Raw genomic sequence first — 22,999 nt, 5'->3', positions numbered from 1 at the left:
ATATATACTTCGACATTCGAATAATTCGGAGATAGAAGAAAAGGAGGAGACCAAATGGACAGGATTTTGATCTTTACAGGAAAAGGCGGTGTGGGAAAGACCAGCATCGCCGCGGCGCACGCAGTTAAATCAGCCGGGGAAGGGAAGAAGACGCTGCTTTTTTCGGCGGACAGGGCCCACAATCTGAGCGACCTGTTCGGAAAGGAGATCGGCCGGGAGGAAACCCGGATCGCCCCACATCTGTATGCCCTGGAGGCAGACCCGGAATACATGATGGAGCACAACTACCGGGATATGGTGCATGCCGTCGAGAAACTGCCGGGTTTTGCCGGACTGGGGGCAGGCGGGGAAAATGGCCTTTTTTCCGTGGCGGGCCTTCCGGGAATGGGGGAACTGTTTTCGTTGCTAAAGATTCTGGATTTGTATGAGGACAGCATATACGACAGGTTGGTCATTGACTGTGCACCCACCGGAGAGACGCTGGCGCTGCTGAAATTTCCGGAGCTGTTTTGCTGGTATATGGAAAAATTTTTCCCAATCGGAAAGCTTGCCGTGCGCGTACTGTCTCCCCTTTCCAGGGCGGTGCTGAAAATAGAGCTGCCCGACAGACATGCGATGACGGATATAGAACGGCTCTATTTCCGGCTGATCCGGCTGCAGGAACTGCTGAAGGATGACGCGCTCACCACGGTTCGCATCGTGGCTGCGCCGGAAAAAATGGTCGTGGAGGAGACAAGAAGAAACTACATGTATCTCAATCTTTATGGCTTTTATGTGGACGGGCTCTACATCAACCGGGTGCTGCCCGATGCTGTGGATAACCGGTTTTTCGATGGCTGGAAGACGCTGCAGAAAAATGCTCTGGCAGAGCTGGAGGAAGGATTTCGGGAGGTACCCATAGTACGGATTCCCTGGTATGAGACAGAACCGTGTACCATGGAAGCTCTGGATCGTATCTGCAGGGAGGTTCTGGAGGGCGTCCCTGTATTTGATGTGCAGAAACACCGGGGCGGCGAGGTATACGAGAAAACAGAGGTGGGATATGTGCTGAAATTATTTGTCCCCTGTGCTTCCAGGGAAGATCTGGAGATGTTTCAGTCGGACGGAACGCTCATTTTAAAGGCAGGCAATTTTAAAAGGAATATCGCGCTTCCGGATACTCTGCGGCATTATGAGGCAGCGGGGGCAAGGCAGAACGGGGACATGCTGGAGATCCGGTTTGCCCGGCAGGAAATATCGCGTACGGTGTAAGGAGGTTGAACATGAGAATCCTATTTTTTACGGGAAAAGGCGGAGTGGGAAAGACCAGCGTGGCAGCGGCAACTGCCTGCCGTCTGGCGGAACAGGGGAGAAAGGTGCTGGTGATGAGCACGGACCAGGCCCATAGCTTGGGCGACGCCTTCGGGGTGAAGCTGACGGAGGACCCCCTGCAGGTCAGGGAAAATCTGGATGCGCTGGAAATCAATGTGGTCAGCGAAAGCGAAAAGGCATGGGGCAGATTGCAGGGATACCTGAAAAGGCTGCTGGCCAGCCATGCCCAGGGCGGGCTCGAAGCCGAGGAGCTTCTGGTATTTCCGGGACTGGAGGAGTTGTTCTCCCTCTTCAAAATCCTGGATTTTTATGAGGCGGATTCCCAGTGCGCTCTGCAGACTTTCTATGAAGTACTGGTCATTGACTGCGCGCCCACCGGAGAAACTCTTTCCATGCTGAAACTGCCGGAGCGGTTCGGCGGTATTCTGCGGACTGTGCTGCCGCTGAAGCAAAAGGCAGTGCATATGGCAGGGCCGGCCATGGAGAGGATTACAAAAATTCCCATGCCCAGGGAGGACGTATTTGAAGAGCTGACCCGGTTGGTGGAGAAACTGGAACGCCTGGAACAATTGATGAACAACCGTCTGGCGGTCAGCCTGCGGATCGTCGCCACGCCGGAAAAAATCGTGATGCGGGAGGCAGAGCATCTGCTGGACTGCCTTTGTTCGCAGGGATATCGGGTGGATGCGCTGATCCTGAACCGGATTTACCCGCCCCAGGCGCTGGAGGGCTATTTCCAGGCGTGGATCGCCCGGCAGGAGGAGAATCTGCGGGAGTGGACGGAACGCTCCAGGGGGATTCCGGTGCTCACTCTGGAGCTTCAGGATCATGAACTGCAGGGGGTGGACGCGCTGAGCAGCGCGGCGAAGCTGCTTTATGGAGAGATGGACCCGGCAGCCCTCTGAAATGATCTGAAATGAGAAAAAAAGAAGGCCAGTCCAAGAGGATGTATGATATAATAAACTGTATATGGGATGCGCGGGCAGGTCATGTATCTGCATTTTCAAAAAAGGATGAGCAGCGAAAAGGCGGTTTGTTTTTTTCAGACAGGCTTCGTAAAGATACAGTATCAGAAAAGGGAGGCGGCTTCATGAAGGGCGAAGGTTTAGAACGATTTGTAAAAGCACAGGAACAGTCTTACGGACAGGCTCTGCAGGAGATCCAAAACGGGCGGAAGAGGAGTCATTGGATGTGGTACATTTTTCCGCAGATCCAGGGACTGGGACACAGTCCCACCGCACAATATTATGCGGTTCGGGATCAGGCGGAGGCAAAGGCGTATATGGCCCATCCGGTTCTTGGCAGCAGGCTTCTGGAGATTTCCAAGGAACTGCTCCGGCTGAAATCAAGTAATGCCAGGGAGGTGTTTGGCAGTCCGGACGACATGAAGCTGAAATCCTCCATGACCTTATTCGAGACGGTCAGCGATGAGCCGGTATTCGGCCGGGTGCTGGACAAATTTTTTGCCGGGGAGAGGGATATGCTTACTCTGGATTTTCTGAAAAAAGAGAACGGGCAGGCGGATCAAGGGGCAGGAAGGCGGAGCTTATGAAAATCATCAATTTAATGGAAGATACGACCGGAAAAAACGACGTATATGCGGAGCATGGATTCAGCGTCTATATAGAGACGCCGGGGCATCGGCTTCTTGTGGATACGGGGGCCTCTGAAAAGACGTGGGAGAATGCCGCGAGGCTGGGGGTGGATCTGAACGGTATTGATCTCGTATTTTTGAGCCACGGCCACTATGACCATTCCGGCGGAATCCTGTCCTTTGCAGAGAGGAACCAAGATGCGAAGATCTATATACATGCCCGGGCCTTGCATGACTATTACAATTTGAAGGACGGCCGGGAAAAATATATCGGCATTGATCAGAGAATCCCCAAACTGCCCCAGGTTGTCCTTTTGGAGGACGGATGCAGGATTGACAGGGAGATCTCCGTTTTTTCCGGCGTGACGGGCAGGAGGAAATGGCCGAAAAGCAACCTGACTCTGAAACGAAAAACAGAGGAGGGTTTCCGGCAGGATTCCTTTGACCATGAGCAGTACATCGTGGCGGAGGCAGAGGGGAAGAAGGTTCTGGTCTCCGGGTGTGCGCATAACGGAATCCTGAATATTCTGGACCGCTTCCGGGAACTGTATGGGGGCGATCCGGATGTTGTGATCAGCGGTTTCCACATGATGAAACAGACCGGGTATGAAGCAGATGAGAGGGAACTGATCCGGGATGCGGCAAAGGAGCTCCGGGGGATGGGGACACGGTTCTATACCGGGCACTGCACCGGGAATGCGGCTTTTCAGATGATGCGGGAGATCATGGGGGAGCAGCTTGGGTACATGCATTCCGGGGATCAAATTTTGTTATAAAAAGGCAGGAGAGACTGCTGCACTCATTTACCAGATGCAGATGAACAAAGAAACATAAATGTGATTGTGGTATTCTATTAGGAATAATAACAGGAGGGTGCTGTTTTGTTAGAAAAAACGTTTGGCATAAAAAAGTCTAATACGATATACAAGGAACGAACTGGTGCATATGGTATTGGTTTTTCGTATGATGATAAAATACCTGTCGCAATGACCCATTTGTATAATGGAGAAAAAGGTTACTTTTTGCTTGGCGGCGGTATTGAAAACAATGAAAGTCATATTGATTGTATTATTAGAGAAACATTGGAAGAAGCCGGCCTTTCTGTAATGCCAAAAGAGCTTGTATGCAAAGGTGATTATTATCATTTGATAGAACAAACAAAAACAGATTTTCATGGTGTCGGCTATTTCTATTACATGGAAATTGGAGATATTGTATCAGAACCAACTGAACCTGACCACTATTTGGTGTGGTTGACTTTTGAGCAAATCAAAGAAAAATTATTTTTACCTCATCAAATCTGGGCGGTTGAGCAAGTATACAATATTCATAGATTATGAGCATAATTTGTGGTAAGCCAAATTAAAGGGTGGATATTTACGGAACTCATTCGTTTTTGCGGAAGATACAAAGATTGAGGAAAACTTGCCCAAACTCTTTTTATTTGAATATTACAGCAAACCTACTGCGTGTTTAATAAAAGTCTTTCAATGTCTTTTGTTTCTACACCAGCCATAGCAGCAACCGCTTTCTTAGATATGTGATATTTTTCAACATAAAGTAGCAAAAAGGACTGTACAGACAGCCCCTTTTTTATTCTATAGGGTGCGCCCAGCTAAGGGCTTGGAATTCGGTGGGTGAAAGTCCTACGGTGTAAGGTACAAGCTATACCGCACCAAGCGAGTCTTGGGTGGACAGCAGAGATGCTGTCTGCTAAGCGTAGACAGCGAGATTGCAGGGCATAACTGCACATAGCTTCGATATGAAAATGAAAGTGGGAAGGCAGAGGTGCTCCTATACACTGAAAGCAACATAACTGTAGTCACTAAGAGCGAGAATACAGTTGCTTCCCCGGAGTTTTGAGGTTGGTCATGCAATCAAGGATTTCAAGTCAACTGGAGGAGGTCTGTCTGGTTCCAGATGAGTTGCGTACATCAGGTATGCGGAACAACTGTCGAAGGGAGAACCGCAAATGGCCAGCAGAAGTCGGATGGCCGAATAGTACACGGTAAAACATACAGTGGAAGTCGAGAAATGCCTGTCCTCGCAGGCTAGCCATGCAAAGTCATATCAAGGAGGAAACATAGACTGTACGCAGAGACAGGAGGAGCTATGGAAACGAAATTGGCGAGAATATCACAACTATCAGGCGAACATCCAGACATGGTATTTACGTCCATAGGGCATTTGATAAATAAGGAATTATTAAAAGAGTGCCACAAGGAAATGGACGGAAAGAAAGCAGTAGGAACCGATGGGATAACCAAAGAGGAATACGGGGCAAGGCTGGAGGAAAATCTGGAAGAATTAGAGGAAAAGCTTAAGAAGAAAGCATACAAGCCCAAGCCAGCAAAAAGAGTGGAGATACCGAAAGAAAACGGAAAGACACGGCCGCTCAGTATCTATTGCTATGAAGACAAACTGGTGCAGGAAGCATTGAGACGAGTACTGGAAGCAGTGTTCGAACCACATTTCTATGATGAAATGATGGGATTCCGACCAGGGAGAAGCTGTCATAAGGCATTAAGAAAGCTGAACGGAATGCTGGAAAAAGAAAAGACAAACTGGGTATTGGATGCGGATGTAAAAGGATTTTTCGACCACTTGGACCATGAATGGATAATAAAGTTCATAGAATCAAGAATTAAAGACCCAAATATCATCAGGCTGGTACGCCGGATGTTAAAAGCCGGAATCATGGAAGATTACAGATATGAAGAGACAGAGGAAGGAGCCGGACAGGGTTCGGTCTGCTCACCAGTAATCGCAAACATATATATGCACTATGTACTGGTGTGGTGGTTCAAGGAGAAAATGCAGCCGATCATGAAAGGGTACGCAGGGCTGGTGGTATATGCGGATGATTTTGTAGTCTGCTTTCAATACAAAACAGACGCAGAGATGTTCTATGAATATTTAAAGCGCAGAATGATGCACTTTGGACTGGAAATGGAGGAGAAAAAGACGAGGCTGATAGAATTCGGCCGATTTGCAGAAAGGAACCGGAAAGAACGTGGAGACGGGAAACCGGAGACCTTTACATTCCTCGGATTCACGCATTACTGTTCGCATGGAAGAACGGGAAAGTTCAGAGTGAAGAGGAAGACCAGTAAGAAAAAGCTAGCAAAGAAAAGCAAGGAAATAAATGCTACGATAAGAGATATGAGATTTCTACGCATAAACCAGATAGTAAAGAAGCTGAATGAAATCTTAACTGGTTACTATCATTACTACGGAATTACTGACAATTCAAGAAGCCTGAACTCATTCTATAATGTAGTATGGTTCCGGTTATTCTACTGGCTGAATAGAAGAAGCCAGAGAAGAAGCTATACAAAGGAAGGATATAAGGAATTGATGAGACAATTCCCACTCGTCCGACCACGTATCTATGTCAGTATATACGGATAGTTGTAGATGTATTAGCTTTGCAGGGAGCCGGATGCGGGAAAGCTGCACGTCCGGTTCTGAGAGGGGTAAGCCCCGCAAGGGACTTACCTACTTACCAAACTTCTCCGAATTTTCCTATAGAACAAAAACCCTCCGGGGGATGCGCAGCTACGCGCGCGGAACAAAAGCTGCGCTGCTAAAAATGTAACAACGCGGGAGTGTGCGAAGCGCACTTTTGTTCTAGAGGCTTTCTCGGATATCGCGGTGGGTAAATCCCCGGATCAGATAGCGGCCCGAAGGTCGGCCGGGGGCTGGATGCCGCTCCATCACTGTGGCCGGATGCCGTGCAGCAAGTGTACGATACCGCTGCTTTACCGCCCGAATGCCTTGCAGCAATGTGCAAGGCACCGAGAATCGTTTTATGATAAAAACATCATAGCCACCACGGCAATCCCGCCTGCCAGATACAGCCCATGGATCACAAGGCATACCTTCATCAGGTTGTTCCGCGCTCTTGCTTTCATATAAGAAAGAATCGTAAACAGCCCGCCAAAGATCATGAATCCCGCATAGCAGGAGATCATGATTTCTGCCGCAGGGGATTCCAGCGCCCAGTCAAAGGTCCGAAGCGGCAGGATCGTCCAGGGTATAAAGATCATCAGGGTACTGACAGCGGTTAAAATTTTCTCTTTCATAAAAATCTCCTTTCAGTTCCAGGCAGCTGATCTGAAAACAGATCGCCTGTTTTATTATGTTTTCTATAGCTTCCCTTACCTGCCCCGTCCGAAACAAAGGCAGGAAATGAATAAACAGAGGAGCGTGATCCCGGCCGCGGCGGGAAGCCACGGAACAAGCTCCACCGGCGCTGTATTCAGATTGGCGGCCAGCTTTCCATATTCCGCCGTGATCACAAAGAGCGGATAGGAACAGGGATACACGAACCACGCCTTTGTGTTGATGATCAGCACAGAGGGGACGATGGAAGCAAGCCCGACTCCGATGGAAAAAATCGGCGTCCGAATGCAGACGGACAGAAGCCAGAAAATCGAAAGCATCGGGATCGCGGCCAGATAGATCAGCCCTGCTTCCCTCAGTACGAACAGGGGCGGCAGAAGCAGCGGATAATCCTGGGTATAGGAAGCGATAGCTCCGCCTGCGTAATACATTCCCACAGAGATCAGGATCTGGATCGCCGCCAGAACCGCCAGGATCACAAATTTTGCCAGGCACAGCCGGGCCGGACGGACCGGCAGGGCCAGCATTTTCAGGATGCCGTGATTCATTTCTTCTGTCAGATTCAGCAGGACCGTACTCACCACCATACCGGCCGGAAACAGGAACCAGGACATTCCCAAAAGGCCCTGGATCAGGAAATTGTGCTCCGGGGAAATTCCTTCCGCCTGCATCTCGAAGTTCAGATGGGAGTTCAGGACGGAGGGCAGCCAGAGCAGGAAGGCGGCGGCCGCCAGGAACCACAGGATTTTGGAGCGCCGCAGCTTTTTCGCTTCGATGCGGATGAGTGAAAAAAAGTTCATGTGAAAGACCTCCTTAGCTTTAGAAAAATAAGTTCCCCGGCGGCAATGACCAGCAGCTCGGCCACAGCCGCGATCATAAAACGGCGGGCAGCCTGCGGAGGAGTATCCGCAAGGATCTGAAAGGGCATGGCAAAGAAAAACAGCGATAAGGCAAAGTTTTTCACAGGCAGCAGGGTGGCCGTAAAGATACAGACCACGCTGATCCCCAGCGACACCCACAGATTCCGGCAGGCCGAGGCGATCCAGAGGGAGCCGAAGACCGCGGGGAGCATCAGAAGAAACGCATATCCGAAGCTTTTAAAAACACTCCAAAGTCCTCCAAAGTGCCCGAACCAATGAAAGATACAGAACGCCATACCGGCGGCTTCGACGGCCAGAATGACGGCGCACATCAAAAACAGGAAAGCGGATTTGCCGAAAAACAGCCGGCTTTCTTTTGCCGGAAGGGTGCAGATCCGCTGGATGGCGTTGTCCGCGTATTCCGTGTGGTACATCAGGCATGCCCCCGCAGTGACCAGCAGGATGTTGAGCATGGACATCATCTGCCAGTTGGCCTCCATCAGGATCTGGATGGGCGGGGCATCCAGCCCCAGATACATTTCGGAACGGAAGGCCATATTGAGGACGGGAACCGCCGCCGCCAGAAGACCGCCGCAGAAAAACGCGGGAACCAGTCCGGTCCGTTTCATTTTTTTGCATTCCAGATAAAAGCTCATCTTGCGCCTCCTCTCTGCAGGTTATCCGATTCGATCAGGGCCAGGAAGGTCTCTTCCAGGTTATCGGTGGGGAATCCCTGGGAAGCGGCATTGAATTTCAGCTCATCCAGTGTTCCCTCGAACAGCAGATGCCCATGGTTCAGGATGCCGATGCGGTCCGCCATCAGTTCGATTTCCGATAATAAATGGGAGGACACCAGTACGGTGCAGCCGAATCGTTCCGGCAGGGATCGGATCAGCGTCCGGATTTCGTGGATGCCCACCGGATCCAGCCCGTTGGTGGGTTCATCCAGGATCAGGATCGGCGGCCTCCCGATCAAAGCGCTGGCAAGCCCCAGCCGCTGCTTCATACCCAGGGAGTAGGTTCTGGCAGGCCTGTGCCTGTGCGCGCTCAGCCCAACCAGCTCCAGGGCTTCGGAGACGGCGGATTTCGGCAGTCCCAAGATCCTGCGGACAATGTCCAGATTTTCCTCACCGGTCAGGTTGCCGTAAAATGCGGGGGCTTCAATGAAGGAACCAGTCTCCTTTAAAATGCGCATCCGGTCCCGCGGAAATTGTTTCCCGCCGATCCGAAATGATCCGCCGGTGGGGGCTGTCAGCCCAAGAAACATCTTCATGGTGGTGGACTTGCCGGCGCCGTTGGGGCCGAGGAAGCCGTAGACCGCGCCCTTGGGAATATGCAGGCTGATCCCGGCGACGGCGGTAAAATCCGCGTAGGATTTGGTCAGGTTTTTCGTTTCGATCATGTACATAGCAGTTTGCTCCTTTCATAACTGTTTTCTTGTTCAATACAGGTGTTCGTGCAGTGAACCATCACTGTCCGCCCTCTTTATTGTACAGGGGCAGCCTTACAACCACATTCCCGCAGCCTTACATTTACCTTACATTTCCCGGGACATGAGGAAAAGTAAGGGCGGGTGTGCTATAATGTCAGTAAAAAAAGGGCGGATGTTCGACCTGTGCTCTGAATAGCTGATATCAATAGAGTGCTCTCAATAAAAAAGAAGGTGTTCTTATGGATCTGGAATATTTGAAAAAGAAACGTATCCTCCTGGTGGATGACGAGCAGGAGCTTTTGGAAATGGTGATCTCGATTTTAAAGGAAGAGGGCTTTTGGCAGATCGCGGCGGCCCGGACAGTCCGGGAAGCATTGGAGTTGTCCGACAGCTTCCGGCCAGAGCTGGCCGTTTTGGATGTGATGCTTCCCGACGGCGACGGATTTTCCTTGATGGAACAATTGAAGCGGGGAGGCGAATACCCCGTTCTGTTTTTGACAGCCCGGGGCGAGGATGAGGATAAGTTCCGGGGGTTCGGCCTGGGGGCGGACGATTATGTGGTGAAGCCTTTTCTGCCGAAGGAACTGATCTTCCGCATTACAGCCATCCTCCGCCGGAGCTATCAGGGGGAAAATCATCTGGTCAGGCTGCGGGACTGTGAGATTGATTTTGACCGCGCGGAGGTGGTCCGGGATGGGAAACAGATTGCATTGACTGCAAAGGAATATGAAATCCTGGGAGCGCTGTACCGGAACGCAGGCCGGATCGTGACCATCGACTCCCTGTGCGAAGCGGCCTGGGGAGAGAATCCTTTCGGATATGAAAATTCCCTGATGGCCCATATCCGCCGCATACGGGAAAAGATTGAGGCCGATCCTTCCCATCCCCAATCTTTGATCACGGTGAAAGGGCTGGGGTATAAACTGATTACAGAGGGTTACTATTCACATAAGCAAAAATGAAGACGCACGGCATCGTCAGACGGCTTTGCCGGCTGTTTTTGCGCATGTGAGTGAGGTGGCTGGGAATCGCAACTACAGAAAGAAGGGAATATAGTCTGATATGAAAAGTTTACCAAAGCTGATACGGCGTTTCGTGGGAATCCTGGTGCTTTCGGCGATCCTGCTGCTTCTTTTGAATCTTGTGCTGCTGGGGATCATCGCGTCCGCGTCGACGCCCAATGCCTATCCCTGGAAAACCGCCCAGGAGCTGGCGGAAAGCCTGCGGCGCGACGGGGAAGGATATCATTTGCCGGATGCGGTCACACAGGAACTAAAGGAGTCGGATGCCTGGGCGATCTTCATAGATAACGCTTCCATGCAGGTAGTCTGGCAGACAGATGACCTGCCGGAGACGGTGCCCATGTCCTATTCGGCTTCAGACATTGCGCGTCTGACCAGGGGCTATATTGATGATTATCCTACATTTACAGGGGAGGCAGAAGACGGGCTGGCAGTGCTGGGATATCCGAAGGACCGTTTTTGGAAGCATATGTGGCCGAGCTGGGATTATCAGTTTATTGCAAATCTGCCGAAAACAATGCTTTCCGTATTGGCAGTAAATGCCGCAATGGTTTTTCTGATCTATATGGCCGCGAATACCAGGCTGCTTGGGTCTGTGAGGCCCATCATAGACGGCATCCAGGCCCTGCCGGAAGGGGAGGCTGTCTATATTAAGGAAAAAGGGCTGCTCTGTGAGCTCGCCATGAGTATCAACAAAACCTCGGAGCTCCTGCAGTCTCAAAGCAGCCGGCTGAGGCGGAAGGAAACGGCAAGAGCGAACTGGATCGCAGGGGTATCCCATGACATCCGGACGCCGCTTTCGATGGTGATGGGCTATGCGGGCCAGCTGAGAGACGATCCCCATCTGACCGGCGGGGAACGTCAGAAGGCGGCGGTCATCGTAAAGCAGAGCGAGCGTATGCGGAACCTGATCAACGACCTGAATCTGGCTTCCAGGCTGGAGTATAATATGCAGCCCTTCCATCTGCGGAAGGTGAATCTGGTTGCAGTGGTCCGGCAGGTGGTAGTGGATTTCATGAATCTGGATATCAGCGGCACGCATCCCATAGAATGGGAAACAGAAGAAAACCTGACAGTCTGTCCGGTCCGCGCGGATCCGGATCTGATGAAACGGGCCATCAGCAATCTGATCCAGAACTGCGTCAACCACAATGAGCATGGATGCACGATCTATGTCCGCGTAACGATGGAAAATGAGAGATGTACGGTTACTGTTGCCGATGACGGCGTGGGAGCATCCCAGGAGCAGATGGAAACCCTCAGCCGCAGCCCCCACTATATGGTCTGTGATGAGATAACCACGGAGCAGCGGCATGGGCTGGGGCTGCTCATCGTCAGGCAGATCATGGCGGCCCACGGTGGGGAGGCGGAGATCGAACGGAATGCGTACGGCGGATTTACGGTGAACCTTGGGATGCCTGCGGAAGGTTAGGGGAACCAGCTTGGGTACATGCATTCCGTCGGTGGCAGCAGGTCATACTGCTCCTCCACGCTCATGCCGGGGAGCTTTTCCTTCAGGTTCATTTCCTCCTTATCAAGTGCTGTTGTGAACTGGAAGTTTTTAGAGGACATTGTACAGGAAGCCCGCAAGGTCAGAAACGTATCACAATGGGAAATATATGTCAAAAATGGACTTTGTTCCTGCAACAGATACTCACATGACCATGGCTGCTGTTTTGGCCGGAGGTTGGACAAAATAAGGAAAAAAGAAGGCATTTCCTGATGACGTATGATATAATGAAATGCACATGGAATGTGTAAGCAGGCCGGACAGGAAAAAACAGATACTATTTTTCCGCTTAACATACAGAATCCAGGAAAGAGAGGCAGCATCATGAAGAACGAAGGTTTAGAACGGTTTGTAAAAGCGCAGGAGCCGTTTTACGCGCAGGCCCTGCTGGAGATCAGAAACGGGCACAAGGCCAGCCATTGGATGTGGTTCATTTTCCCCCAGCTCCAGGGGCTGGGGCACAGTCCCACCGCGCAGTATTATGCGGTTCAAGACCGGGCGGAGGCTAAAGCATATATGGATCACCCACTTCTCGGCGGCAGGCTCCTGGAGATCTCCGGGGAATTGACCCGTCTGAAATCCTGCGATGCCAGGGAGGTGTTCGGCTGGCCGGACGACATGAATCTGAAATCCTCTATGACCTTATTTGAGGCGGTAAGCGAAGAGCCGGTATTCGGACAGGTACTGGACAAATTTTTTGCCGGGGAGCGGGACAAGCTAACCCTGGATTTTCTGGAAAAAGAAAAAAAGGACAAAGGACGGTATACGGTGAGAAAGGATGCGGATCTCATCCGGGAGCCGTCTCCAAAGTATAGCTTCGGCGAGAGGCACGATTATACGGTGGAGGATTATGAGGCACTGCCGGAGGATACAAGGGTAGAGCTGATCGACGGACAGTTTTTTGAAATGTGGGCTCCTTCTCTGGGGCATCAGGCCGTTTCCATGGAATTATCCTTTCAGATCCGTAATTTTATCCGGAAAAGGGGGGGAGGCTGTTCTGTATTTGCCGCCCCTGCGGACGTACAGCTTGACCGGGATGACCGTACCATTGTGCAGCCGGATGTGATCGTTGTCTGTGACAAGAAGAAGCTGGGCAAAAAGCGCGTTGCGGGCGCGCCGGATTTTATCGTGGAAATCCTGTCCCCGTCTACCAGGGAAAAGGATATGTTCCTGAAGCTGATGAAGTATAAAAAGGCCGGGGTGCGCGAATATTGGATGATTGATCTGGACAAGGGCCGGGTCATTACCTATGATTTTGAAGCGGACGATATCCCGGTGATCCATGGAATGGACGAGACGGTTCCGGTAAAGATATTCGCAGGGGAGCTGGCCGTTGATCTTTCGGAAATACAGAAAGTGGCAGATGGAATCGGATAGGGAGTGCGAGGTAAATTTTATTGGCCGTGAATATATATAAAAAGCTGCGATATGTTTTTCCAGTTCATGGAAAGCGGCAAGAAAGCAGACTGAATCGTGGTGCCTTGCGCTGGTGAAGCGCAGGAGCAGGGGGAGGAAACAGTTCGGGGCTGTTGTATCAGAGGTTAAAAAACTCGGATATAGCAGCCCCAAAGAGTAGTTTTTGGCTGAAGAAGCCGATCCTAAATCAGGCTCTCCCATTCTTTTTCCTTAAAACCGACCAGAACCGTCTGCCCGGTTACTACGATGGGCCGTTTGACGAGCATGCCGTCGGTGGCCAGCAGGCCATATTGTTCCTCCTCGCTCATGGCGGGAAGCTTTTCCTTCAGGTTCATCTCCTTATAGAGGATGCCGCTGGTATTAAAGAACCGTTTCAGCGGCAGGCCGCTTTTCTGATGCCACTCCTTCAATTCGGCCGCCGTAGGGTTCTGCCCCTTGATATCGCGGTCCTCAAATTCCAGTTGATGCTCACTCAGCCACTTTCTTGCCTTCTGGCAGGTGGAACATTTGGGATAATTTACAAACAGCATGTTTCATTTCCTCCTTAAAAGTTCATGGTTTGACAATACGCATTATATTTGACAAGAGAACCGTCGGCCGGCATAACGCTCCAACGGTTCACTCATCCGGCCCTCAAAGCTTCTCCCGTGCGATCCGGATAAAATCCCGGGCGTAGGCCGGAAGGTAAGCGCCTTTGCGGTACGCGATCGTAAGCGTGCTGAAGGCTCCCTCTCTGCCCACAGAAAAACAAAGCGGGGGCTGCCGAAGCTCTATATTTTTCAGATAGGTCTCCGGAATAAAGCACAGTCCCATTCCCTTCTGGCAGAGCTTTACGCAGGTTACCGTGTTCCTTGTGCGTATGGGGACATCCGGGCAGATGCCGTACTTTTCAAATAATTCCAGTGCGATCTGTCCGGTGGTCTGCTCCGGAAAATGCAGAATAAACGGCTCCTGCCCGAGCAGCCGCAGGTCGATCCAGGCATATTCCCTCCCACTTTTTTTCTCCCCCAGGGCGGCCAACGGGTGCCCCCGGGGCATCACCAGCAGCACCTCTTCTTTCAGAAGCGTCTCATATTCCAGCTTGGGATGGGGCTTCGCTTCGTTGAAAATCGCAAAATCAAGCTGGTCGTCCAGAAGCAGCTTCTCCTGGATGGCATAGGTTTCCTCCATCAGGTTCACCCGGATTCCCGGATATTGCCTGTGGAATGTCTCCATGATCTGGGGAACCATGAAGGAGCTGCGCATCAGCGGGAATGCGATATTGAGTTCCCCTTCATTGTAGGATGTCAGATCCTGCAATTCCTTCTTCCAATCCTGGTCCACCGTCAAAATCTTCCTGGCATACTCCAGATACCTCCGGCCCAGATAAGTTGCCGTATAGCTGTTTCCGCTGCGTACAAAGAGCTTTCCGCCCACTTCCCGCTCAAGCCTCTGCAGGTACTTTGTCAGGGTCGGCTGGGAGATATACAACTCCTGGGCTGCCTTGGTAAGATTTTGGTGCTTTGCAATACATAAGATATAATTCAATTCCTGAAAATGCATGTTTTGCTCCCTGTGGTATTCCGATTCGGCATAGTTTTTATGGAAAATATGAATTGGACAATCTATCATGATCATCATACTATAAATATGGAAACATTATCAAGAGGAAAAGGAGTAAAACAAATGAAAAACTGGCTTGAGAAACAATTTCAACTGTCAGCATTCCAAACAGATGTAAAAACAGAACTTCTGGCGGGGCTGACCACATTTGTCACGATGGCGTATGTCCTTGCAACCGTTCCGAATATTCTGGGCGGGGCCGGGCTGGACAAGCATATTGTGCTGACGGCCATGGTCCTTCTGATCATTCTGACAAGCTGTGCGATGGCATTCTATACGAACCGCCCGTTTGCGCTGGCGCCCGGACTCGGAAGCGTGGGGATCGTGTCGTCCATGATCTCAAACGAGGGGATCAGCGCGCCGATTGCCGCAGGCGTCATCTTCTGGAGCGGCGTCCTGTTCATCCTGATTTCCTTTCTGGGGCTTCGGGAAGCGGTTGTGCGGGTGATCCCGGTCAGCATGAAGCACGCGGTCAGCGCCGGCATCGGACTGTTTATTGCACTTCTGGGCGCGAAGAACTGCGGGCTGATCGTGGCAAATGCGAATAAAAATAATCTGGCATTCGGAGATTTGACTTCTCCCTCCGTGATCGTTGCCGTGATCGGATTTATCCTGCTTCTGGTCATCAAGGTTCGGAACATTCCGGGCGGAATGATCCTGGCAATCCTGATTACCACGGTCATCGGCATTCCGTTTGGAGTGACCAAGCTTCCGGAAAGCCTGTTCTCCCTTCCTGCTAATATCGGGACCCAGTTCCTGAAAGTGGATTTTGCAGGAGCTTTGAATTTTGCGTATATTCCGTTTTTGATCGCGCTGTTTGTACCGGATTTCTTCTCCACGTTCGGGACTGTGCTCGGAGTCGGCGCAAAGGCCGGATATCTGGATGAGGACGGCAACCTTCCGGGCATCGACAAATGCTTCAAGGTGGATGCAATTGCAACCAGCTTCGGCGCCCTGTTTACCATGCCGAGCATGACGACCTACCTGGAGTCCTCGGCAGGTGTGGAGTCCGGCGGAAAGACCGGGCTGACCGTGGTATTCACAAGTATTTTCTTTGCGCTGTCGCTGTTTTTGGCTCCCATCGCGCTGATCATTCCGTCGGCAGCCACAGGCCCGATCCTGATCTTCATCGGCATGAACATGCTGAGCGGGATGCGCAATGTCAATTATTCGGACATCACAGAATATGTGCCGGCGTTTATCTGCGTGACCTTTACGATTTTTGCAAACAATATTGCAAACGGAATCTGCGTCGCGCTCCCGGCATATCTGATCATGAAGATCGCGTCAGGGAAAATCAAGGAGATCGAGCCTGTGATGTATGTGCTTGTGGTGGTCTGCATGCTTTATTTCTATACCATTGTTTAAGCGGGAGGAAGACTTATGGAATCGGTTTCTTTGCTGATCAGAAACGCAAAAGTATTTAACAGCTATCTGAAACAATTTATTCCTGCGGATGTGTCTGTGAAGGACGGAAGGTTCTATTACATCGACCGGAAAATGGACACCGATTTTCAGGCGGAAGCCGTGCTGGATGCCGGCGGGCAGTATATGATTCCGGGACTTGTGGACATCCATATGCATATTGAAAGCAGTATGATGACACCGGAGCCATTCGGAGACTGCGTGGCGGCATACGGTGTGACTACGATTGTATCGGAGCCTCATGAGATGGCAAATGTGAAGGGAACCCGGGGGGTATTGGAGATGATCTCCGCGACCGGGAGCGCGCCCATCGATATTTTCTACGGAATCCCAAGCAGCGTGCCTTCAACCAGCGAACGGCTGGAGACCACCGGGGGGATCATTGACTGCAGCGCTATGAAGCAGCTTCTCAGGGAAGAGGATGTGGTCTGTGTGGGAGAGATTATGAACTACAGGCAGATCATACAGGAAAATGACCTGGAGATTACGAAATTTCTGCGCTATCTCCGCGGCGCACGTCCGGGATACGTGATTGAGGGGCATTGCCCGTCCCTTCTGGATCTGGATCTTGCCCGATTTTTGTATCTGGGAATTAACGGAGATCACACAGAGCATACACTGGAAGAGGTGAAGCAGCGGATCGAAAACGGGATGTTTTTTGAGATTCAGGATAAAATGCTGAAACCCGAAGTTCTGGAATACATCTGCCGGAATCAGCTCTATGAGTACTGCGGTTTTGTGACCGACGATACCATGGCGGACGTCCTTTACGAGAAAGGGCAGTTGAATTATGTCGTACAGAAGGCAATGGAGTCCGGCTTCCCTGTGGAAATGGCAATCTACTGTGCCACATACACGCCGGCTCGGAGGATGCATCTGTACGACAGGGGCGACATAGCGCCCGGGAAACTTGCGGATTTTGCCTTGCTTGCAGATCCTGCGGTATTGGCCCCGTCCTGTGTATACAAAAACGGTGTCCAGATCTTTTCACAGAAAAGCAGGCAGGAGTTTCCGGTATCCTATCGGTTCCCGGAGGATTTTTATCGGAGCGTCTGCCTGCCGCCGGTCACGCTTAAGGATTTTGCAGTCCCGGCAGACACGGATCAGGAGGAGGTCACTGTCCGAGTGATAGAGATACATCCGGACCGGACGCAGACCACGGAGAAGCTGGTCACGATGCCGGTGCGGGACCATTTGCTGGATTGGAGAGGCAGCGGCTGCCTGCTGGCGATGGTGCTGGAGCGCCATGGTAAAAACGGGAATATCGGGTACGGATTTATTACCGGAGCCTGCCTGAATACCGGCACCGTGGCCACCACGTATTTTCACGACCACCACAATCTCTTTGTTGCCGGGGATAACCCGGAAGATATGCTGTTCGCTGTGAAACAGATTCAGGAAATGCAGGGCGGATTTCTGACTGTCAGGAATGGAAAAGTCCTGGCAAAGCTTGCGCTGCCTGTATGCGGGATTCTTTCCGGAAAAGGTGTCCGGGATACAGCCCTTGGTCTAAAGGCAGTCCGGGAAAGCCTGGAAGAGCTGGGGTATCATCACAGCAATCCCGTGATGTCGCTTGGAACGATTGGCCTTCCGGTAAGTCCGGCCATCAAACTGACAGACAAAGGTCTTGTGGATGTCAAACAGGGCGAGGTGGTACCGCTGATCGTATCGTGATCCGCAGCGTATCTGTGGCTGGATGAGTTACAGGTCACGCCTGGTCAAGGTGTGTCCTGTAACAGAAAACCCGGAAACCTTCAAAATAGAGGGCACTGAAAAAGCCTAATCCTTTTTCAAAGAATCAGACTTTTTCAGTGCCCTCCAAGGTAAGGGTTTCCGCCTTTACAGGATTTTGACAATTCGATAAAATCAGAATTGTGGTCTGGACAATTTACACAGATTATCTGACACTCTCGTACCCTCAAAATAAGGGGATTCCGGGCGTTTCCTTTATGTTTTGATACTAATTTGATACTAATTGCTCCAGCTTGTCTGCTACTTCCTCGTGCTGGTTTGGGTACAGGTGTCCGTATGTATTATTGATCATTTCTACAGTATCGCCGATTCGCTCCGCAATGAGCATTGCTGGGAATCCTATGTCAATTAATAATGATACATGGGAATGTCTAAGTCATGAAACTTGCTTTTGAATTTATATTGCACTATTTCTTTAATTTTGAAATGAACTCAATAAATTGTACTTCATTTATTTCAATATTAATGATATACTGAAAATAGATTTTTACTATTGAGGTATATGAGACGATTCCTTATACTGGAGATTACATTGAACATATTGATGGTAGCATAGATAATTTTAAATATTACACATTTACCCCACGTCCTCTGATGCATGGGGATATGTATAAAATGGACGATGAACTATCCACTTCGCTAATTGAAGCTTATCGAAATATTGGATTTTTAAAGGGACTTTTTAAGTATGCCCCAAATAGAGAAGCATTCGTCGAATTAATGCTATTAAAAGAATGCACATATTCCCGAATGATTGATTACGATACTCTCACTTTTCACGATGTACTTGCCAGTCGCGGGAGTGGTAAAAACGCTATTGCATCAATTACTAATCTCAAACTGGCATACAAGAAAGCGATAGATAGGACAATTTCAGCTCCAGTTCTAAGTGAACTTTGCGGAATTGCATTATATGGTGATGCAGTTAGTAAGCCAGTTGATATTAGGGACAAGCAGACTTTTTTATTGGATGCCAGGACGAACCTTATATCTTACAACCCCACAGCCCCTGACGCAGTTTTACTAGCGCTGGCCGATATTTCCACTTATCTATATAATGACAAAGACACTGATCCGTTAATTAAGGCTGCATTAGTGCATTATCAGTTTGAGATGATACATCCGTTTGAGAGATATAACGGGATTGTAGGACGAATCATTGTTCCAACGATATTGTGCAATATTGTTGGAGAAGCAAAACCGCTAATATGTCTGTCCGAGTATTTGTATCACAACAAGAATGAATACTTCGACTTGCTTCGAACTACCCAATACAGTGGTGGTTATATTCGGTGGATCAAATTTTGTGTAAATGCAATAAATGAAACCGCAAAACGGTTAGCTCAGTTACTTATACAGTATGAAGATATTGTAGCAAAAGATATAAAACAATTAGAAGATATACAGTTGTTACCCAAAAGTGTCTGGCGTGTATATGATTATCTTAAGTTTTTTCCTGTGACTAGTACATCATTGTATTAATTCCGAAGTAAATAGCGTCTGATGTTTACAGCAGCGCAAGACGGAGGAAGGAGGCGATGCTGGTAGCATCGTTGACTGACTCCAACGCAGCGATGGTGTGAACAGCGGGCACTATTTACTCGGTTATTAATGCAATGATGTACTAGCATTTCCCATGCCGCCACACAGTTGGGAAGTTCGTTCAATTCAATCTCAAATGCCCTGCACTTGTTGAGAGAGAATGGCATCGTCACTCAAGAAAACGACAACATGAGGAATCGTATTTGGAAGTATACTGCGCTTGCATCCCATTTATATAAGATTAATGTTCGTTTTAAAGGAATATTCGATAAGATCAAATTATTGGCTCTTTATTCTAGAACTTTAGGCAGCGATAAATATCTAAGATTTGGAGGATATAATGACGCAATCAAATATTATCATGTACACTACAGAAGATGGAGTCACAAAAATAGAAGTTACATTTGACCATGATACAGTTTGGCTTTCTATAGATCAAATGGCCGAATTATTTCAACGGGATAAAAGCGTAATTGGAAAACATGTAAGAAATATTTTTAAAGAAGGAGAATTGGCAAAAGAAGCAGTTTGGGCAAAATTTGCCTACACTGCTTCTGACGGCAAGACCTATCAGGTGGATTTTTATAATTTAGATGTTATTATTTCCGTTGGTTATCGGGTAAAATCCCTGAGAGGAACACAGTTTAGAATATGGGCTACTTCTATTTTGAAGGAATATATGAAAAAAGGGTTCGCATTAGATGATGATCGACTTAAGAATCTTGGAGGCGGAAACTATTTTGATGAATTGTTAGCTCGTATCCGTGATATTCGTTCTTCTGAAAAAGTATTTTGGAGAAAAGTTCTGGAAATATATGCAACAAGTATTGATTATGACCCAAAAGCAGAAAGTTCGATTATATTTTTTAAGCAGGTACAAAATAAAATGCACTGGGCGGCTCATAAGCATACAGCAGCAGAAGTAATCTATCAGCGGGCAGATGCAGATAAGGACAATATGGGATTAACAGCGTGGGCTGGAAAGGAAATAAAACGTTCTGATGTAGAGGTTGCAAAGAATTATTTAAACGAAAAAGAAATAGATGCGTTAAATAAAATCGTTACGGCGTATTTAGATATTGCGGAAGTCCATGCCTTGAATCAAGAACCAATGTATATGAAAGACTGGTTGGAAACAATTGATGACTACCTGAAAATGACAAGAAGGGATATTTTAACTACAAAAGGAAGAGTGACTCATAAACAGGCTCTTGAAAAGGCGCATGGAGAATACGACAAATATCAGAAAAAGCAGGAGGATATCCTTTCTCCAGTGGAATGCCATTTCCTTGAAAGCATAGAGGAATTACAGGAATTGGAAGATAAAAAATAATTTTTTGTCGTGGGCTTGACATACGGGGGTCTCAGATCATGTACGCGGATTTTCTTCACGCCTGACTTGATACACCAGCGTTTAAATGCCTGCCTCACGGCACTGTCAACTACCGGCAACAGCCGATCTGATTCCCTAAGGCCATTCATCTATGGTTCCCTTGTGAAACAATGGGAGCATTTTGCCCCGTTTTGCCCATTCTGTGATTTTTTTAACAATATTCATCAGAAAATTAAACCACGCAAAACGTGTCAAAACACGGCAAATCATCGCATTTTAGGAGGAATTTTTATTATGATTAAGATTAAGATACTATTCGTCTGCCACTTCAGCAAATGAATGAAGGAGTATAGCAAAGGAGGAGGACACAGTGGACGTTTTTGAAATGACTTCGGGATCTATACCGAAGATTGCGGAGCTGATGTGTACAATCAAACCCGACTGGTGGGATTATGAAGGGGCATATGGGCAGTTAAGCGGTACGGAGGAATCAATCCGGACAGTGGGCTGGTATCTGGGGGAGAATAGGGATACTCCAAAGGGCTGGATTTTGTGCCGGGAGCTGATCGGATACCGGGCGCTGGAACTGGAATGCAGCGGCTTCGACGACAATGGGGTGTTTAAACTGGAGCATAAGCTCGGTGATTTGTTTGAGGCTGCGGAGGACTATGCCAGAAGAAAAGGTTATCTGACATTTCGCAGCGGGATCAGCTCCGTAGGATTTAACATTCATGGAAAGAAGATTGACAGCATTGCAGACGCAATCGCAGGGCTGGAGTGCAGCCGGATTGATTATATATGGTATCTGGAACAGGGCTTCCGGGTGATAGGTATCCAGCCGAATGCCTACGAAACAGGTTTTCATTTGATTATACTCGGAAAGGATCTCTGAGAAATGGAGAAGCGAAAAAAGAAAATTCCGATCGGGATTGAAAATTTTGAAAAACTTTGTTCAGATGACTTTTACTATATTGATAAAACCGGTCTGATCAGAGAGCTTCTTCATAATTGGGGAGAGGTAAATCTGTTTACCCGTCCCAGAAGATTCGGCAAAACGCTGAATATGAGTATGCTGGAAAATTTCTTTTAACGAAAAATTGAATGAGCATGATAAAGCAGAATATCGAAAACTGCTGGACGATCATATGAATGAAGGCATGCTTTGCAGCAGTCTGAGAAAGCTATCAGGATTATTGGAAAAGCATTACGGAACGAAAGCGGTTCTGCTGATTGATGAATATGACGTTTTGCTGGCAAAGGTATTCGCAAATGCATATTACAGCCAGATGCTCTCTCTGATCCGCAGCCTGTTCGGACAGGTACTTAAGACAAACAGCGGCCTGAAGTTCGCAGTGCTGACAGAGTGTGTGAGGATTTCAAAGGAAAGTATTTTTACCGGGCTGAATCATCTGAAAGTCCGTTCCATTACAGATAAACGTTTTGACCGGTATTTTGGATTTACAGATTCAGAAGTAAAGGCGTTATTGGAGCATTATGGATATTCCGACAGCTATGATGCGGCAAAGAAATGGTATGACGGATATCATTTCGGAACCGGATACCGGAGATATGGGGATCATCATCGAGGTGAAATATGCACATGACAGAAACCTGGACGTCGCATGCAAAGCCGCATTGGAGCAGATAGAGCATACCGGATATGAAGACGGCCGTGAAGACGAAGGAGTAAAGAGCATCCTGAAATACGGGATCGCATGTTATAAAAAGCGCTGTAAGGTTATGCTGGCAGAAACATAAACAGAATTGTCTGTGAACGTAGAAAAGATGGCTGTTATCAGCCATCTTTTCTACGTTCTGGTGCGCCCGGCGGCAGGGGACATGCACTTTTCTTATATTCATTTCCTACAGATACCAGCCCCTAAAATTTAACACTTTACCTTGATTTTCCAAAACTGCAATTCTTATTTCAAAATCCATTTCAAACCGTGAAGCAAAATTCAATTTCACCGCGGGATCATTCCAATAAGCATCAGATAAAATAAAAACTGCAATCATTATTTCACATATTGAAAGATTGGAACACTGCAATAAAATTTCCCTCCCGGCCTTGGGGA

Annotated in this window: 23 protein-coding genes and 1 pseudogene; 16 read left to right on the top strand and 8 right to left on the bottom strand. The window is 48.8% G+C overall.

All coding sequences use genetic code 11. From position 1 onward, the window contains the following. The first annotated feature begins 54 nt into the window (after positions 1 to 54). The 5 genes from EBB54_RS14370 (at position 55) to EBB54_RS14350 (ending at position 4,245) form a co-directional block, all read left to right on the top strand. Positions 55 to 1,251: an ArsA family ATPase gene (locus tag EBB54_RS14370; protein ID WP_125127922.1), complete on the top strand. Its 1,197-nt coding sequence runs from the start codon at positions 55 to 57 to the stop codon at positions 1,249 to 1,251. Positions 1,252 to 1,262: 11 nt separating this feature from the next. Beyond that, entirely contained in the window at positions 1,263 to 2,216 is a 954-nt protein-coding gene (locus tag EBB54_RS14365; protein ID WP_125127921.1) for an ArsA family ATPase, read from the top strand. 185 nt (positions 2,217 to 2,401) lie between these two features. Next, positions 2,402 to 2,863: a DUF1810 domain-containing protein gene (locus tag EBB54_RS14360; RefSeq protein WP_125127920.1), complete on the top strand. Its 462-nt coding sequence runs from the start codon at positions 2,402 to 2,404 to the stop codon at positions 2,861 to 2,863. Further along, positions 2,860 to 3,681 carry an MBL fold metallo-hydrolase gene (locus EBB54_RS14355; protein ID WP_125127919.1) on the top strand — a complete coding sequence of 274 codons (822 nt, stop codon included), beginning with the start codon at positions 2,860 to 2,862 and terminating at the stop codon, positions 3,679 to 3,681. The genes EBB54_RS14360 and EBB54_RS14355 overlap by 4 nt, the downstream gene beginning before the upstream one ends. Before the next feature lie 105 nt (positions 3,682 to 3,786). Continuing rightward, positions 3,787 to 4,245 carry an NUDIX domain-containing protein gene (locus EBB54_RS14350; protein WP_125127918.1) on the top strand — a complete coding sequence of 153 codons (459 nt, stop codon included), beginning with the start codon at positions 3,787 to 3,789 and terminating at the stop codon, positions 4,243 to 4,245. A gap of 122 nt (positions 4,246 to 4,367) precedes the next feature. Here the strand turns inward: EBB54_RS14350 and EBB54_RS32495 are convergent, their stop codons facing one another. Next, the gene (locus tag EBB54_RS32495; protein WP_408640799.1) at positions 4,368 to 4,490 is read right to left on the bottom strand and encodes an HTH domain-containing protein; all 123 of its coding nucleotides are present in this window, start codon (positions 4,488 to 4,490) and stop codon (positions 4,368 to 4,370) included. 527 nt (positions 4,491 to 5,017) lie between these two features. On the opposite strand from EBB54_RS32495, the gene ltrA reads away from it, so the two are divergent. Then, on the top strand, positions 5,018 to 6,316 hold the full coding sequence (gene ltrA, locus EBB54_RS14345) for a group II intron reverse transcriptase/maturase (RefSeq protein ID WP_004070134.1): 1,299 nt from the start codon (positions 5,018 to 5,020) through the stop codon (positions 6,314 to 6,316). A 398-nt stretch (positions 6,317 to 6,714) separates the two neighbouring features. Here ltrA and EBB54_RS14340 read toward each other — a convergent pair whose 3' ends face one another. The 4 genes from EBB54_RS14340 to EBB54_RS14325 all read right to left on the bottom strand — a co-directional run bounded on the left by EBB54_RS14340 (position 6,715) and on the right by EBB54_RS14325 (position 9,298). Further along, positions 6,715 to 6,990 carry a hypothetical protein gene (locus EBB54_RS14340; RefSeq protein ID WP_125127917.1) on the bottom strand — a complete coding sequence of 92 codons (276 nt, stop codon included), beginning with the start codon at positions 6,988 to 6,990 and terminating at the stop codon, positions 6,715 to 6,717. A 75-nt stretch (positions 6,991 to 7,065) separates the two neighbouring features. After that, on the bottom strand, positions 7,066 to 7,830 hold the full coding sequence (locus EBB54_RS14335; RefSeq protein WP_125127916.1) for an ABC transporter permease: 765 nt from the start codon (positions 7,828 to 7,830) through the stop codon (positions 7,066 to 7,068). Beyond that, on the bottom strand, positions 7,827 to 8,546 hold the full coding sequence (locus tag EBB54_RS14330) for an ABC transporter permease (RefSeq protein WP_125127915.1): 720 nt from the start codon (positions 8,544 to 8,546) through the stop codon (positions 7,827 to 7,829). The genes EBB54_RS14335 and EBB54_RS14330 overlap by 4 nt, the downstream gene beginning before the upstream one ends. Continuing rightward, positions 8,543 to 9,298, bottom strand: coding sequence for an ABC transporter ATP-binding protein (locus tag EBB54_RS14325; protein WP_125127914.1), 756 nt, complete (start codon positions 9,296 to 9,298; stop codon positions 8,543 to 8,545). The genes EBB54_RS14330 and EBB54_RS14325 overlap by 4 nt, the downstream gene beginning before the upstream one ends. Positions 9,299 to 9,561: 263 nt before the next feature. Between EBB54_RS14325 and EBB54_RS14320 the strand changes: the two genes are divergently transcribed. Beyond that, positions 9,562 to 10,284, top strand: coding sequence for a response regulator transcription factor (locus EBB54_RS14320; RefSeq protein WP_125127913.1), 723 nt, complete (start codon positions 9,562 to 9,564; stop codon positions 10,282 to 10,284). A 100-nt stretch (positions 10,285 to 10,384) separates the two neighbouring features. After that, a complete protein-coding gene (locus EBB54_RS14315) occupies positions 10,385 to 11,776 on the top strand; it encodes a sensor histidine kinase (RefSeq protein WP_125127912.1) in 1,392 nt (463 codons plus the stop codon). On the opposite strand, the gene EBB54_RS14310 is transcribed toward EBB54_RS14315, so the two are convergent. Continuing rightward, positions 11,773 to 11,991 (bottom strand): thioredoxin domain-containing protein, encoded by a 219-nt coding sequence (locus tag EBB54_RS14310; protein WP_162307144.1) that lies wholly within the window; start codon positions 11,989 to 11,991, stop codon positions 11,773 to 11,775. The genes EBB54_RS14315 and EBB54_RS14310 overlap by 4 nt on opposite strands. 187 nt (positions 11,992 to 12,178) lie before the next feature. On the opposite strand from EBB54_RS14310, the gene EBB54_RS14305 reads away from it, so the two are divergent. Beyond that, positions 12,179 to 13,231, top strand: a complete 1,053-nt coding sequence (locus EBB54_RS14305) for a DUF1810 family protein (protein ID WP_125127910.1) — start codon at positions 12,179 to 12,181, stop codon at positions 13,229 to 13,231. A gap of 221 nt (positions 13,232 to 13,452) precedes the next feature. Here EBB54_RS14305 and EBB54_RS14300 read toward each other — a convergent pair whose 3' ends face one another. Together EBB54_RS14300 and EBB54_RS14295 are read right to left on the bottom strand one after the other, a co-directional pair. Then, complete coding sequence (locus tag EBB54_RS14300) at positions 13,453 to 13,800, bottom strand: arsenate reductase family protein (RefSeq protein WP_125127909.1); 348 nt, start codon at positions 13,798 to 13,800, stop codon at positions 13,453 to 13,455. 103 nt (positions 13,801 to 13,903) lie between these two features. Beyond that, complete coding sequence (locus EBB54_RS14295; protein ID WP_125127908.1) at positions 13,904 to 14,812, bottom strand: LysR family transcriptional regulator; 909 nt, start codon at positions 14,810 to 14,812, stop codon at positions 13,904 to 13,906. A 123-nt stretch (positions 14,813 to 14,935) separates the two neighbouring features. Here EBB54_RS14295 and EBB54_RS14290 point away from each other — a divergent pair, with 123 nt between their 5' ends. From EBB54_RS14290 to EBB54_RS32635, 7 genes and pseudogenes are all read left to right on the top strand, one after another. Beyond that, a complete protein-coding gene (locus EBB54_RS14290) occupies positions 14,936 to 16,240 on the top strand; it encodes an NCS2 family permease (RefSeq protein ID WP_004070401.1) in 1,305 nt (434 codons plus the stop codon). Positions 16,241 to 16,255: 15 nt separating this feature from the next. Then, positions 16,256 to 17,971 (top strand): adenine deaminase C-terminal domain-containing protein, encoded by a 1,716-nt coding sequence (locus tag EBB54_RS14285; RefSeq protein WP_125127907.1) that lies wholly within the window; start codon positions 16,256 to 16,258, stop codon positions 17,969 to 17,971. A gap of 693 nt (positions 17,972 to 18,664) precedes the next feature. Beyond that, a complete protein-coding gene (locus EBB54_RS14275) occupies positions 18,665 to 19,531 on the top strand; it encodes a Fic family protein (protein WP_162307143.1) in 867 nt (288 codons plus the stop codon). Between the two features lie 400 nt (positions 19,532 to 19,931). Beyond that, entirely contained in the window at positions 19,932 to 20,924 is a 993-nt protein-coding gene (locus EBB54_RS14270; protein WP_125127905.1) for a virulence RhuM family protein, read from the top strand. Positions 20,925 to 21,294: 370 nt separating this feature from the next. Next, positions 21,295 to 21,816: a hypothetical protein gene (locus tag EBB54_RS14265; protein ID WP_125127904.1), complete on the top strand. Its 522-nt coding sequence runs from the start codon at positions 21,295 to 21,297 to the stop codon at positions 21,814 to 21,816. Positions 21,817 to 21,819: 3 nt separating this feature from the next. Further along, positions 21,820 to 22,477 (top strand): annotated as a pseudogene (locus EBB54_RS32240) (AAA family ATPase); the annotation flags it as partial. Positions 22,478 to 22,493: 16 nt separating this feature from the next. Continuing rightward, positions 22,494 to 22,682 carry a PD-(D/E)XK nuclease domain-containing protein gene (locus EBB54_RS32635; RefSeq protein WP_330554518.1) on the top strand — a complete coding sequence of 63 codons (189 nt, stop codon included), beginning with the start codon at positions 22,494 to 22,496 and terminating at the stop codon, positions 22,680 to 22,682. Positions 22,683 to 22,999: the final 317 nt, after the last annotated feature.

This window comes from Schaedlerella arabinosiphila, assembly GCF_003885045.1.
GTDB lineage: Bacteria > Bacillota > Clostridia > Lachnospirales > Lachnospiraceae > Schaedlerella > Schaedlerella arabinosiphila.
This window is presented reverse-complemented; position numbering and strand designations above follow the sequence as displayed.